Origin of the sequence: Pseudoalteromonas sp. APC 3495 (assembly GCF_030407645.1) — a bacterium.
In the GTDB taxonomy this organism is placed as follows: Bacteria; Pseudomonadota; Gammaproteobacteria; order Enterobacterales; family Alteromonadaceae; genus Pseudoalteromonas; species Pseudoalteromonas tetraodonis.
Genome location: NZ_JASDDA010000002.1, coordinates 14587 through 27806, shown reverse-complemented (window position 1 = coordinate 27806; position 13220 = coordinate 14587). Strand labels below are relative to the sequence as shown.

Annotated in this window: 11 protein-coding genes; 3 read left to right on the top strand and 8 right to left on the bottom strand. The window is 39.3% G+C overall.

Going from position 1 to position 13220, the window contains the following annotated elements; translation table 11 throughout:
• Positions 1–108: 108 nt before the first annotated feature.
• A complete protein-coding gene (gene cysS, locus QL984_RS00965; protein ID WP_013465454.1) occupies positions 109–1488 on the bottom strand; it encodes a cysteine--tRNA ligase in 1380 nt (459 codons plus the stop codon).
• A 144-nt stretch (positions 1489–1632) separates the two neighbouring features.
• On the opposite strand from cysS, the gene QL984_RS00960 reads away from it, so the two are divergent.
• Both QL984_RS00960 and QL984_RS00955 read left to right on the top strand, forming a co-directional pair.
• The gene (locus QL984_RS00960) at positions 1633–2124 is read left to right on the top strand and encodes a peptidylprolyl isomerase (protein WP_013465455.1); all 492 of its coding nucleotides are present in this window, start codon (positions 1633–1635) and stop codon (positions 2122–2124) included.
• 67 nt (positions 2125–2191) lie between these two features.
• Entirely contained in the window at positions 2192–2926 is a 735-nt protein-coding gene (locus QL984_RS00955; protein ID WP_290171881.1) for a UDP-2,3-diacylglucosamine diphosphatase, read from the top strand.
• Positions 2927–2945: 19 nt separating this feature from the next.
• On the opposite strand, the gene QL984_RS00950 is transcribed toward QL984_RS00955, so the two are convergent.
• The 3 genes from QL984_RS00950 to miaE all read right to left on the bottom strand — a co-directional run bounded on the left by QL984_RS00950 (position 2946) and on the right by miaE (position 8078).
• Positions 2946–4883 (bottom strand): HAMP domain-containing sensor histidine kinase, encoded by a 1938-nt coding sequence (locus tag QL984_RS00950; protein ID WP_013465457.1) that lies wholly within the window; start codon positions 4881–4883, stop codon positions 2946–2948.
• Positions 4876–7104, bottom strand: coding sequence for an EAL domain-containing protein (locus QL984_RS00945; RefSeq protein WP_290171880.1), 2229 nt, complete (start codon positions 7102–7104; stop codon positions 4876–4878). The genes QL984_RS00950 and QL984_RS00945 overlap by 8 nt, the downstream gene beginning before the upstream one ends.
• Positions 7105–7307: 203 nt before the next feature.
• Positions 7308–8078: a tRNA isopentenyl-2-thiomethyl-A-37 hydroxylase MiaE gene (gene miaE, locus QL984_RS00940; RefSeq protein ID WP_290171879.1), complete on the bottom strand. Its 771-nt coding sequence runs from the start codon at positions 8076–8078 to the stop codon at positions 7308–7310.
• A 199-nt stretch (positions 8079–8277) separates the two neighbouring features.
• On the opposite strand from miaE, the gene QL984_RS00935 reads away from it, so the two are divergent.
• A complete protein-coding gene (locus QL984_RS00935; RefSeq protein ID WP_008111059.1) occupies positions 8278–8877 on the top strand; it encodes a Yip1 family protein in 600 nt (199 codons plus the stop codon).
• A gap of 87 nt (positions 8878–8964) precedes the next feature.
• Here the strand turns inward: QL984_RS00935 and purF are convergent, their stop codons facing one another.
• From purF to folC, 4 genes are all read right to left on the bottom strand, one after another.
• On the bottom strand, positions 8965–10491 hold the full coding sequence (gene purF, locus QL984_RS00930; protein WP_013465461.1) for an amidophosphoribosyltransferase: 1527 nt from the start codon (positions 10489–10491) through the stop codon (positions 8965–8967).
• A gap of 18 nt (positions 10492–10509) precedes the next feature.
• Positions 10510–11004 carry a CvpA family protein gene (locus QL984_RS00925; protein WP_024601787.1) on the bottom strand — a complete coding sequence of 165 codons (495 nt, stop codon included), beginning with the start codon at positions 11002–11004 and terminating at the stop codon, positions 10510–10512.
• A gap of 302 nt (positions 11005–11306) precedes the next feature.
• Positions 11307–11930, bottom strand: coding sequence for an SPOR domain-containing protein (locus QL984_RS00920; protein WP_013465463.1), 624 nt, complete (start codon positions 11928–11930; stop codon positions 11307–11309).
• 11 nt (positions 11931–11941) lie between these two features.
• Positions 11942–13207, bottom strand: a complete 1266-nt coding sequence (gene folC / locus QL984_RS00915) for a bifunctional tetrahydrofolate synthase/dihydrofolate synthase (protein ID WP_290171878.1) — start codon at positions 13205–13207, stop codon at positions 11942–11944.
• Positions 13208–13220 lie beyond the last annotated feature (13 nt).

Here is a 13220-nt window from a genome sequence, read left to right as displayed (position 1 = left end):
GCATAATCAATTTAATGCAATTGATATAACCAAAAAAGGGTTACCCTATGGCAACCCTTTTTTTTGTGATCCGCGCGTTATGACTAAATACGCAAAGGTTAACAAACCCTAAGCTTTACGCCACGTTGTTTTACCCGCTGAATCTTCAAGTACCACACCCAGTGCATTTAGAGCATCGCGAGCTTCATCTGCTGCAGCCCAATTTTTACTGGCACGTGCGTCATTACGTTTTACAATCAGTGCCTCAATTTCAGCCACTTCATCGTCGTTTTGACCGCCTTGTAAAAATGCCTCTGGTGCTTGTTGAGCAATACCAAGTATTTCACCTAAGCTACGTAGAATAAAGGCTAAATGTCCTGCTTTTTCGCTATCACTGTCTTTTACACGATTTAGCTCTTTAGCAACTTCAAACACAACCGGTAATGCTTCTGGCGAATTAAAGTCATCATTCATGGCTTTTCTAAACTTAGCCACATACTCATTACCCTCAAGCTCACATTCAACTGGCTCAACGCCACGTAATGCGGTGTAAATACGCTCAAGAGACGAACGTGCTTGGTCTAAGTTTTCTTGAGAGTAATTGAGCTGACTGCGGTAATGACCTGATATTAAAAAGTAACGAACCGACTCTGCGTCATATTGTTTTAATACCTCACGAACGGTAAAAAAGTTATCTAACGATTTAGACATCTTCTCTTTGTTCACTTGTACCATACCGGTGTGGATCCAAGTATTTACATACTGGCCATTATTTGCACAGCACGATTGCGCGATTTCGTTTTCGTGGTGAGGGAACTGTAGGTCTGAACCACCACCATGAATATCAAAATGCTCACCTAAATGCTTAGAGCTCATTGCTGAACATTCTATGTGCCAACCAGGGCGACCCTCACCCCAAGGTGATGACCACGACGGCTCCCCTGCTTTGGCTTTTTTCCATAAAACAAAATCAAGAGGATCGTCTTTATCTTGAGCTACTTCAACACGCGAACCTGATTGCAACATGGTTAAATCTTGTTGCGAAAGAGCTCCGTATTGCTCAAAGGTAGAAACATCAAATAAAACGTCGCCATCGGCTGCAACATAAGCGTGGCCTTTGGCAATCAAACGCTCAACCATAGCAATAATTTCATCCATGTGGCCGGTTACGGTTGGCTCTATATCAGGACGTAGCATATTTAAACTGTCAAAGTCTTCATGCATGGCTTTAGTCATACGCACGGTTAAGTCGTTAATCGCCTCACCGTTTTCATTTGCGCGCTTGATAATTTTATCATCAACATCGGTAATATTACGTACATACTTTAAATCGTAACCTAAGTGGCGAAGGTAGCGAACAATTACATCAAAACCCACAAATGTGCGTGCATGGCCAATGTGACAGTAATCATAAATGGTGATACCACACACATACATGTCGATTTTTCCATCGACCATAGGTTTAAACTCTTCTTTTTGGCGTGTCAGTGTGTTGTATATTTGTACCATTTAGTTGCTTTCCTTCACGATTAACAGAAAAGCTATGTTACCACTTGCTAAGCATGGGCTCTAGCGGTTTATCAAAGCTCTTTGTTAATCTGGGTCAACTACGATAAAATAGCGTCAATATTCAAACCAGCTATAGGAAATCTCATGGTTGTTCTACACACAAATTTTGGTGATATCACCATTAAAATGCACGAAAGCGAAGCTCCAAATACAGTAAAAAACTTTTTAGAGTATGCAAACTCAGGTTTTTATAACGGCACTATTTTTCATCGTGTAATTGATGGTTTTATGGTTCAAGGCGGTGGTTTTGCACCGGGTATGGAACAAAAAGAAGTAAACGACCCAATTGAAAATGAAGCGAACAACGGCCTATCTAACAAAGTAGGTACATTAGCAATGGCACGCACGCCTGATCCACACTCAGCTACAGCGCAATTTTTCATTAACGTAAATAACAACGACTTTTTAAACCACAGCAGTGAAACATCACAGGGCTGGGGTTACTGTGTGTTTGCTGAAGTAGTAGAAGGCATGGACGTAGTAAATAAAATCAAAGGTGTTGCTACAGGTAGCAATGGCTTCCACCAAGATGTACCACTTGAAGATGTGGTAATTGAAAGTGTAACTGTCAGCTAAGACCGCATTATTCTTCAAAGAATACATAAAGCGGGTATTCACCCGCTTTTATCTAAATGGAATCACCATGACTCGCCAAACCTACTTTATTGCCGATTTACATTTGAGTGAAAATCGCCCTGATATTACAGCGGCATTTTTTAAATTTTTACACGCCCATATTACTCCTCAAAAAGTAGACGCCCTATATATTTTAGGTGATTTTTTTGAAGTGTGGGTTGGTGACGATTATGTTAGCGAACTCTCAGCGGCAGTGGCAGAACAGCTAAAAGCAGTTAATAACTTAGGTATTCCTATTTATTTTGTACACGGTAATCGCGACTTTATCATGCGAGAACAGTACGCCAATATGGCAGGAATGACCTTACTGAATGAGCAAACAGTGATCGACCTCTACGGCACTCCTACTGTCATTTTGCACGGTGATGAAATGTGTACCCAGGATGTTGAGTACCAAAAGTTTCGTCGAAAGAGCCGTGGTTGGTGGTGGCCTAAACTTATGCTTGCTATGCCATTGCGGTATCGTAAAAAAATAGCGCGTGATGCACGTGAAAAAAGTAAACTTAGCCAAGCAGACAAACCTATAGAAATACTGGATGTAGTGCAAAGCGCAGTACTCGAAACCTTCGCCAAACATAACGTGGCTAATATGATCCACGGCCATACTCACCGCCCTGATGTACATACCTATGAAGTTAATAACCAAACGCTTACTCGCACAGTATTGGGCGATTGGTATACTCAAGGTTCGTATTTAGTGGTTACCCCTGATTCTCAAGAGTTAGTTTCGACCCCCTTGTAGGGTTTTTAGCCTTTATTGACTAACCGTAATGAGACTTTGCTTTTAAGTCAGGTAAAGTAATAATAAATTGCGTTTTAAAATAGGTATCGCTTTGTGGTTCTGAATGAAGTTTGATGTCCCCTTTTAAAATCTGGGTTACCCATTGATAAACCATATATAAACCTAAACCCGTGTTACCTTTACCTCTAGCTGTAGTATAAAAGGGTTCAAATATATCTGCCTTTATCTCACCATCAACACCTTTGCCATTATCTGACACGCTCAGCCTCACCCTATGATTAGTCGCTTGTTCGACTTTTATTTCTATTACCCCTTCCTGCTTTTCATCAAAAGCATGGTTTAGCGCATTAACCACTAAGTTTTCGACAACCTGAGAAATAATACCTGGCAAGCTAATCATCTGTTTATTAAGTAAAAAAACAGTTTTCACTTTTATTGGCGAGTTTTTTAACCTGGAGTTTAATGACAATAATAGCTCTTCAATAATTTTTTCAATATCACATGCTATAAATTCATCATTATGGCGATCAATCGCCATTTTTTTAAAACTTTTTACTAATACGGCGGTTTTATTTAAATTAATTTTAGCCAGCGCTAGGTTCTCTCCAATACTTGTTGTAGTACATTCTAACGTTGATTTAGTCAGCCCCTGTTTCATCGCTTCATTTAATTTATTCAATGCCATATCTGCATTTGAAACAGAAATAACGGCTCCACCGATAGGCGTATTCATTTCATGAGCAACACCTGCCACGAGCAACCCTAATGAGGATAGTTTTTGCGCTTCAATTAACCCTTCTTGCAGTTGCTGCTGCTGCTTAATTGTGGCATCAAGCTCACGGTTAACGATATCTAGTTCTATCTTTTCAATATGTAATTTATGTGACAGGGCTAATAGCTGATTTTGAAACTTATACTCACGATAAATAAAACCAAAGCTAATTAAACATAGTAATCCACTGCAAATTAACGCTAACCGTAAGGCCGCATTTCGTACAGTTATTAACAATTCATTGGGGCTACTTATAAGAATAATTAATTCTTTGTCAGCATTGCTAATTCTACCTTTGTTCTCGCGCAACGAAAAAATAGAAAAACGGCGGTAGGTATAAAGACTATGGTTAAAAAAGTGCGAACCATATTCTACATTGCCATCAATAATTTGCTGCCAAAGCTCTGGTTTTTTTAAAGCGAGTGTTTGCTCATTTTTACCATACATAAACCCCCACTCTAATTCAGCATCAGTATTTAATAACCAAAAGCCATCGTGGTTTAAAATGCTAATTAAAGTGCTCTCTTGGTTGTAACTTTTAATCTGATCAAACAAATAATCTAAGTTAAAGTTTACCACTAGCAAACCATCTAATAGGTAATTTTCTTTATCCGTACGATAGGTTACACGGATTGTTGGTTGATGAGGCATTACAATTTGGTTGCGTTCGATATTTAAATCTATTTCTGTGGCAAAAATGTCAGGCGCACTGACCTGCATCCCTTTTTGAAAGTAGTAACGGGTTTGCTTATTTTGCAACTCATCAGGCGATACAATTTCGCCAATACCATTGGCTGCGTTAATGCGGTATTGCTCTTGGCCTTGTGTATCTAGCCAGCGAATTTGCGCGATATTAGTAGAGATAGCAGCAAAATTTAAAAAATAGTTATTTATTTCATCTCTTCTTTGCTTTGATTGTATAGGCTTGTTTGGTGTGTCGCTTTTTAAAATCGGCCCTTGGGCCAGGATACGCGTAAGCTTTTTAATACTACTGAGCTCTTTAGAAAAATCTCCACTGATAAGGACTAACTTTTCATCTTGCTTAGCTTTTATGGTGTTTATTTTTTCTTGATATGTTTGTTCGTATATAAGCCAGCCAATAAATAAAGTGATAAATAAACTGAACGAAGACTTTAATAACACACTTTTTTTTGAGCCGACCGGCAAGCTGTTAAGGCTATTCATTCTTACTCACTTCAAACTGTTTTAGCCACACAATTAAATCTTTTAAAAATAATGGTTTAGAAAAGTAGTATCCTTGAGCAGTTTCGCACCCCTGCTGATGTAACCACTGAGCCTCAAATTCATTCTCAACACCTTCAGCAATTACCGAGAAGTTAAACTGATTCGCTAAAGATAATATCATCTTAATCATGTACTGATTGTTGTCATTAAATTCAAGATCACTAACAAAGTAGCGATCTATTTTTATCGACGTAGACGGTATTTCATTAATGTGAGCTAACGACGAGTAACCAGTGCCAAAGTCATCAATGCTGACTTTCATACCTAAGGCGATAAACCGTTCAAGTGCTTCTTTAATTAAGTTATAGTTACTTATGGCTTGCGTTTCTGTCACCTCTAGCTCAAGCATAGAAGGCAGAATGTTGTACTCTTCAATTTTAGTTTTTATTTGCTCAAAGTAACTAGGTTCAACTAAATCATAAGAGGATGCATTAAATGCAACGGGTAAGTTGCAGCCTTGCTCTTTAAGTTGATTAATAGTCTCTAGTATTTTTTCGAAAATTACATGGTCTAGTTCATTAATTAATCCGGCTGTTTCAGCTAACTCTATAAATTCATCAGGGCGTACAAAGCTGCCATCAGCTCTTTGCCACCTAGCGAGCGCTTCAAAACCTGCTGGTTTCAAGGTTGATAAGCTGATTTTGGGTTGTAACGCCACTTGTAAACTTTTATTACCTATAGCCGTTCTGAGCTCAGCCATCAGCTCATAACGACGAGTAATTTGATCTGTTTTTTCCTCGGTATGCTGAATATACTTAGTTTGGTTTAGCTGCGAAGAGTTCAGGCTCGACTCTGCAAGACTGATTACTTTTTCAGGTGTTAAGTTTAAAGCTACATTTAATTTTAATTCTAAAATACGGACATCAATGTATTGCTTAACTTGTTCAATTTCGAATTTTTGTTTATTTTGAAAGTAACTAACTGCATCTGAGATATCAAAGTCAACGCTCACTAACATGCCAAACGCTTTGTTACTAATCAATGCTATGCGGGGGTCATACCTAGTAAAGCTATCAACAATACTCTGGTAAACTAACTTCATTAATTTATTACAAAATTCATGACCAAAGGTGAATGCTTTTTCGTCAAACTGATAAATATCAAAAATGACCAATCGCGTTTTTAGCCGCTCCTGCGCATTCATGTTCTTTATTTCACGGGTTAGCCAGTTACGGTTTTGCAAGTTAAGTGACACATCGGTATAAGCAAGCTCGGTTAAGCGATTTAATAACGAAATATTAGCAAATCCTGTGCTCACATTTTCACTAAATACTTTAAGTAAATATTCGTTTTGCTCACTAATTGGGTTGTCTGATTTGACGATAGTTATGTAATCAGCGCCCTGCTGATCTGGCGTTTCGAAAAAAAACACACTGTGGTGCTTTGAAAAAATATGACGACGCTCTCTAATCGCTTGTTTAAAGTCTTGCAGCATTTCTGCAGGCAGATTAGGTCCCACAGGTTGCCCTTTAATGCCACTAAAGCAACCATGGGTTGAGAGTATTAAACATTCAGAGCTAGGGTCTGAATTACTCGAACAAAAAATACCACCACCTTCGGTTATTTTTAAAATGTTGCTAATTTCTTTAAGCACAGCATAAGAGAAAGAGGCCATATCGTGCTTACCGTTAATACTTCTAGATGCATCAAGCACCAACTGTAAACCTTGCTTGGCTGACCTAATTTGTGAGATATACTCCCAAGTGCGCACGTTGCTATTAACAATTGATTGCAGCTTCTCGGCAGATAGGTCTGATTTATTCCAGTATTCATCGATATCGAGCATTTTCATGATATCGCTCTCTGGTGCAAAACCAGGTTGCCCTGTTAACAGCACAATACGCATTTCTGCGTTACCGATGACCTCTCGAATAGTATTCACTAAACGCAGACCTGAGTCATCCTCCTCCATCACCACATCTATAAAAATAAGTGCAATATCAGGGTGCATGCTCAACGCCAAAGCGGCCTCTGGTACCGAGTTTGCTGTTAACAACTCGTATTTATAACCGTCCTTGGCTTTTAGCTCTTTTAAACTGTTAACTAACGCGTTTTGATAATCAAGATCATCCTCAACGGTTAATATTTTCCATGTTTTCAGATCTGTATCTGCTTGTTCTTCTTCAGCTGCAAATACAAATAATCCCTCTTTATCTTGCATATATTCTCACCCAATAATAAATATGGTATGGCTCTGTTATTAAAATGATTTCAAAGCCATAGATAAAATACTTAAATAAATTAGTAATTATTTCAATATTAGAAGAGGGTATTGGATGTGTCTAATTTAAACACAACGTTTAATTAGAAGGTAACTGCTACAGCTAATTACTTAACCGTAGCAGCTTCAGGTGAAAAAACGGGTTATTGGCAAACAGTAACGGGTACGCCACTGTGAAATTTAAAGTCTTCATCGTCTGATATAATTAGTTGCGCTTCTATTTCAGCAAATTCTTTTACCCGCTCGGTAATATCAAAATCAGCAATGTCTTGAGCAAGGGTTAAATAATCTTGGTAATGACGTGCCTCAGAGCGCAGCAATGAAATATAAAAATCCCCTAAGCGTTTATCTACATGGGGTGCAAGCTTGGCAAAGCGTTCACACGAGCGAGCTTCTATGTAAGCACCTACAATAAGCTTATCAACTAAGGCATTAGGCTCAAACGTTTTAACATTGCGTAGCATGCCTTTGGCATAACGACATGGCGTTATACTTTTATATTCAACACCGTATTCATCCATAATTTCGAGCACTTGATAGAAATGATGCAGCTCTTCTTTTATCAGCATTACCATTTTATCAATTAAATCTTGGCCATAAGGCGAGTCAGATTTAGGGATAATGGATTTAGTGAGTTTATTTTTAGCCGCTAAATCACGCCAATTTCCCTCACGTTTATAAATAAGCGTTTCAAACGGTTTAAGCCATTCAAGCAGTGCATCACTGCTCTCTTTATCTACCGCATACTTACGAATTAAAAACATGGCACTTTGCGCCGCTTTTAATTCACATATTAAGTGATCAATTAATATGATGGGTAAGTTTTCTTTTTTGATTGCTTGTTCAACCCACTCATCGGGAGTACTGCATAATAAAAAATTGTTAATTGGCTCTAAAAGCTGGCTATGTGGCACGCTGACTACTCATTGCTAAAAATTGCGATTATGTCATTTTAACATGAAATATTACTCTGAATAAAATAAACACTCGCCCTTATTGCAAGCATGTGGATAACTTGACTTTGTATACTTACTGAACCATAACTAAATGGACTGTATAAAAACAAACCAATTATAACCAAACAGTAATATATCCTTTTATGGAGAGCACGCAATGATACTAAATCACCTATGGGGTTTATACGCCCATCCACTCGAAGAATGGCAAACAATTGATAACCGTCACGAAAGCTTAACCTATAGCTTATCGCACATTTTGCTTATCGCTTTATTTCCCTCTGCAATGGGGTACTACTCATCGGTTTACTTAGGCTGGAGTATAGGTACAGGTAATCCAGTATTTTTAACCCATGAAAGCGCACTGATGATTGGCGCAGCCATGTATGTCGCTTTAATTGGCGGTGTATTTGCACTGGCCTATTTAGCCCATTGGATGGCGGTTACTTTTGGTGCTAAACCGACTTTTACCCAAACAATTGAGCTGGCAGCTTATACCGCTACACCGGTGTTTATGTCGGCATTGGCAGCTTTTTGGCCTGAGCTGTGGTTTGTGGTGTGTGTTGGATTAGTTGCACTCGCCTACTCAGTTTATTTACTGTACACCGGCGTGCCAATTTTGATGCACATTCCGCAAGAGCGCGGCTTTATTTATGCAAGCTCTGTTGTTACCTGTGGATTAATTTTACTGGTTATTATATTAGCACTTACCGCTATGCTATGGACCAACGGTATTATCAGCCCCATGTTTACTTAAATATTCCTTTATCATAGACGCAAAAAAGGAGCTGTTAAGCTCCTTTTTTTATTAGCCTTAAAATACTATCAGGCTAACATTACATTATTAATCAGATTCGTTTTCATCTTGATTATGTATTTCTAAACCAGATGACATTGCGTTTTCACGGATGCTTTTAGCTGAATCGTTGCGCAGCTTATCTATACGGTTTAAGTAATCTTGATCAATGTCGCCAGTAATGTATTGTCCGTCAAACACTGATGTTTCAAACTTAGTGATCTCTGGGTTTTCTTGGCTAACGGCAGCAATTAAATCGCTTAACGATTGAAAGATTAAACCATCAGAGCTAATGCTTTGGTTAATATCTTCTACTTCACGGCCGTGTGCAATAAGTTCTGCCGCAGATGGCATATCTATACCGTATACATTTGGAAAGCGTATTTCAGGTGCTGCTGATGCAAAGTAAACATTTTTAGCGCCTGACTCGCGTGCCATCTCTACAATTTGTGCTGAGGTGGTACCACGTACAATTGAGTCATCAACAAGTAGGACATTTTTACCTTTAAACTCACGGTCAATCGCATTGAGTTTTTGGCGAACTGATTTTTTACGAAGCTCTTGGCCAGGCATAATAAACGTACGACCAATATAACGATTTTTAACAAAGCCTTGGCGATATGGTAAGTCAAGCACGCGTGCCATTTCTAATGCAATATCACACGAGGTTTCTGGAATAGGAATAACCACATCAATGTCTTTGTCTGCCCATTCACGCGCTACTTTTTCACCTAACTTAGTCCCCATATTTACACGCGCTGCATACACTGACATACGGTCAATGGTCGAATCCGGTCGCGCAAAATAAACAAATTCAAAAATACACGGTGAGTAAGACACTTTATCTGCACAGCTTAAAGAGTGAAACTCTCCATTTTCAGTGACATAAATAGCTTCGCCTGGGGCAACGTCACGAACAAATTCAAAACCGTCAGGCTTTAATGCTACGCTTTCTGAGGCAAACATGTATTCAGTACCGTTTGCTGATTCACGTTTACCAAACACCAATGGACGAATACCGTTTGGATCGCGAAACGCCACAATACCATGACCGATAATCATGGCGATAGTGGCATAACCGCCACTTACTTTATTGTTAACTTCAGTAACCGCGGTGAAAATATCTTCAGGGTCTAATTTTAGTTTGTCTGATTTACTTAGCTCATGCGCCATGATGTTAAGTAAAATTTCAGAATCAGAGGTCGTATTAACATGGCGACGTGCCTCTGAAAATAACTGCTCTTTTAACGACTCGGCATTGGTTAAGTTACCATTATGCGCAAGCGCTATACCAAATGGAGAGTTTACATAAAACGGCTGAGCCTCTGACGAACTTGAAGAACCCGCTGTTGGGTAACGCACATGGCCAATGCCAATATTGCCTTGCAAACGTTTCATATGACGAGTGTGAAATACATCTTTCACTAGGCCATTTGCTTTGCGCAAGCTAAATGTATTGTTCTCAATAGTTATGATACCCGCAGCATCTTGGCCACGGTGTTGCAAAACGGTTAAGCCATCATAAATCGCCTGATTAACTGGCGATGTTCCGACTATTCCAACGATACCACACATGTAATTTATCCTCGCCGATTAACGGTTTACTGAATTTAAAAAGCTCGAGTTGTTTTCTAGGTACGAAAAGAACCATTCAACTACAAAGCCAAATTCTGGAATCAAAATAGAGTTGCCCCACCAATGCGTACTTGGCGCACCAGTAAAAGCATCAAGAAAGAAGAGTAACGCGCTCACGACCAACACGCCTCGAAGAGCACCAAACACCACACCAAAAACACGGTCTGTGCCGGATAATCCGGTTCGCTGTACAAGCTCACCTAAAATATAGTTTAGTAAACCGCCTAACAATAGCGTCGCAAAGAATAATATGGCAATGGCCGCCGCATTTCTTAAAAGGGGTTCAGAAATGGATGTTAGGAAGGAAGCTAAATATTGATAAAATAAGCTGGAGATGATGAAAGCCCCTGCCCATACCGCTAATGACATAGCTTCTTTAACAAAGCCGCGTATTAAACCGATGATGGTAGAGAGTGCAATAATGCCAAGAATGGCGTAATCAACCCAGATCATAAGAACCAATTAGTCGCTAATTTTGGGCGCATTCTATACCTAAACCTCCTTGTGATGCAAGTTTAAGCGTGAGATTACAGGTGAGTAAACACGCACCATTTTTAGATTAAAAATAGCGCAGTCTCACCGTTATAAAAACAACAAACATTTTGTTTATAGCGCATCTATTTTGCTATTTTTGTGTGGGCATTGATAAGTAAAGGTAGCGAGCTAAAAATGCGATAAAGGTCTATTTAAACGTATAAAATAAGACGAGGTAAGTGTGTAATATCTCGCGATAAACACACTTCCTTTTATTGAATTTATTTGGTCACTTCAAATTGAGTGACTTTACCGTTGAGTTTGGTTAACTCTTTAAGTGCAGGAAGTTGAGATTGCAGTTCTTGTTTATTCAGTGATGGTCCGACAAAAACTTTCGTTAACGTCCCATTTGGCGTTTTAACTGGTTTAGTAAAAGTTTTAAACCCTTTAGCCTTGAGCTTAGCTTGCAGCGCTTTTACATTGGCTGCATGTGAAAAACTACCTAACTGAATAACATACGCCATGCTAGTTAAGTTTTCGTTAGCTGGGCGCGTAGGTTCTTGAATTGCAGCCGTACTGCTTTGGTTTGTATCAGGTATTACCGCTTCAACCATTGCAGGCTGGTCGGTAATGTCTGTTTGAGCAGCACTGTTTTGCTGTTCAAATGCGGCATCATCAGGCTGAATATCTTCAACTTCATCCTCTTTTAAAGGCTGTGCATTTGCCACTTTTTGATCGATTGATTCTTGCAAATCAATGGTCTTGAACTCAGAGCGTTCTGGAATCGCTTTAAAGCCTTCTTTGTAGTGCACTTTTTCACCATCGAGTATATTGGGAATAAACACAATTGCTGCGATCACCACAATACTTGTTCCGACTAAGCGATTAATAAAACCTGAGTTCACCGACATCCTCTCTATTTTTTAAAGTAATGAATAGCGCCAGCCACGGTAAAAAATGAACCAAATACAATTAATAGTGTGTTACTTGGCTGGTTTGGCAAGATAGCATCCAATGCTGCCTCTACGCTATTATAACCCTGTTTAAAATAACTATTAGGAATGCTTAGAAGTGCCTGATGTAAATTAGCAGCGCTATCGCCGCGTGGGCCCTCTAAGCTCGCAAACGACCATTCATCTACTACATCACTAACTTCTTTAAGCACTCCGACCTTATCTTTATCAGCAAGCATAGCGGCTAATGCATGAATTTTAAAGCCTTTATCTTTATAGCTTGCTAATTTAGTCGCTAAATAGCGAGCTGATTCAGGGTTATGTGCTACATCGGTATACACTAATGGCTCTGCACTTAGTTGTTGAAAACGTCCCTCAACGACTAAGCTCGCTAAACACTGAGTAATCACCTCATCGCTCGGTAATAAGTTTAATACCGATAGAGCGGTTAATGCCGTGGCTACATTTTGGCATGGAATTGCTGGTTTAGGTAACTCAAGATTATGCTCTTTAAATTGCCAACTAAAACTCTGCGCGTGCTCTTTAAAAATAAAGTCGCTGCCAGATAACACCATATTAGCGTTAATCTCTTCACCATAATCGGTCATTGTATGCGGAATATTTAAGTCCCCAATAATTGCAGGAGTACTCTCTCGAAAAATACCCGCTTTGTCATAAGCAACTAATTCACGCGTGTCACCTAAGTATTCTTTATGATCTAAGTCGATGGTGGTGATGATGCTGGCATAGGGGGTAACAATATTGGTCGCATCAAAACGCCCACCTAAACCCACTTCTAACAACACGTAGTCAACCTCTAGGCGCTTAAATAGTGCCAATGCCCCTAAGGTGCCATATTCAAAATAAGTCAGAGGGGTGTCACCACGACCTTGTTCTAATAAATTAAATGCATCTACATGGTATTGGTCGTCAAGCTCTGCGCCATCAACGCGTACGCGCTCATTGTAACGAATTAAATGAGGAGAGGCATAAGTACCAACACGATAACCTTGAGCTAATAACAATGACTCTAAACAACGTGCGGTTGTGCCTTTGCCATTAGTGCCTGCAATAAGAATGATTTTACTTGAGGTGGTTAAAAGCCCAATGTTGTTAGCAACACGAGCAACGCGTTCTAAACCCATTTCTATATTAGCAGGGTGAACACTCTCTAAATAACAAAGCCAATCATCAAGGCTTGATGATTGGCTAGGAATTGTTTTTGTCATAGCATGTAATCAG

Bases quoted from the DNA above. Each gene is read 5' to 3' on its own strand.
- folC (WP_290171878.1), bottom strand. From the start codon at position 13,207: ATGACAAAAACAATTCCTAGCCAATCATCAAGCCTTGATGATTGGCTT.
- cysS (WP_013465454.1), bottom strand. From the start codon at position 1,488: ATGGTACAAATATACAACACACTGACACGCCAAAAAGAAGAGTTTAAA.
- purF (WP_013465461.1), bottom strand. From the start codon at position 10,491: ATGTGTGGTATCGTTGGAATAGTCGGAACATCGCCAGTTAATCAGGCG.
- QL984_RS00955 (WP_290171881.1), top strand. From the start codon at position 2,192: ATGACTCGCCAAACCTACTTTATTGCCGATTTACATTTGAGTGAAAAT.
- QL984_RS00945 (WP_290171880.1), bottom strand. From the start codon at position 7,104: ATGCAAGATAAAGAGGGATTATTTGTATTTGCAGCTGAAGAAGAACAA.
- QL984_RS00925 (WP_024601787.1), bottom strand. From the start codon at position 11,004: ATGATCTGGGTTGATTACGCCATTCTTGGCATTATTGCACTCTCTACC.
- QL984_RS00960 (WP_013465455.1), top strand. From the start codon at position 1,633: ATGGTTGTTCTACACACAAATTTTGGTGATATCACCATTAAAATGCAC.
- QL984_RS00950 (WP_013465457.1), bottom strand. From the start codon at position 4,883: ATGAATAGCCTTAACAGCTTGCCGGTCGGCTCAAAAAAAAGTGTGTTA.
- QL984_RS00935 (WP_008111059.1), top strand. From the start codon at position 8,278: ATGATACTAAATCACCTATGGGGTTTATACGCCCATCCACTCGAAGAA.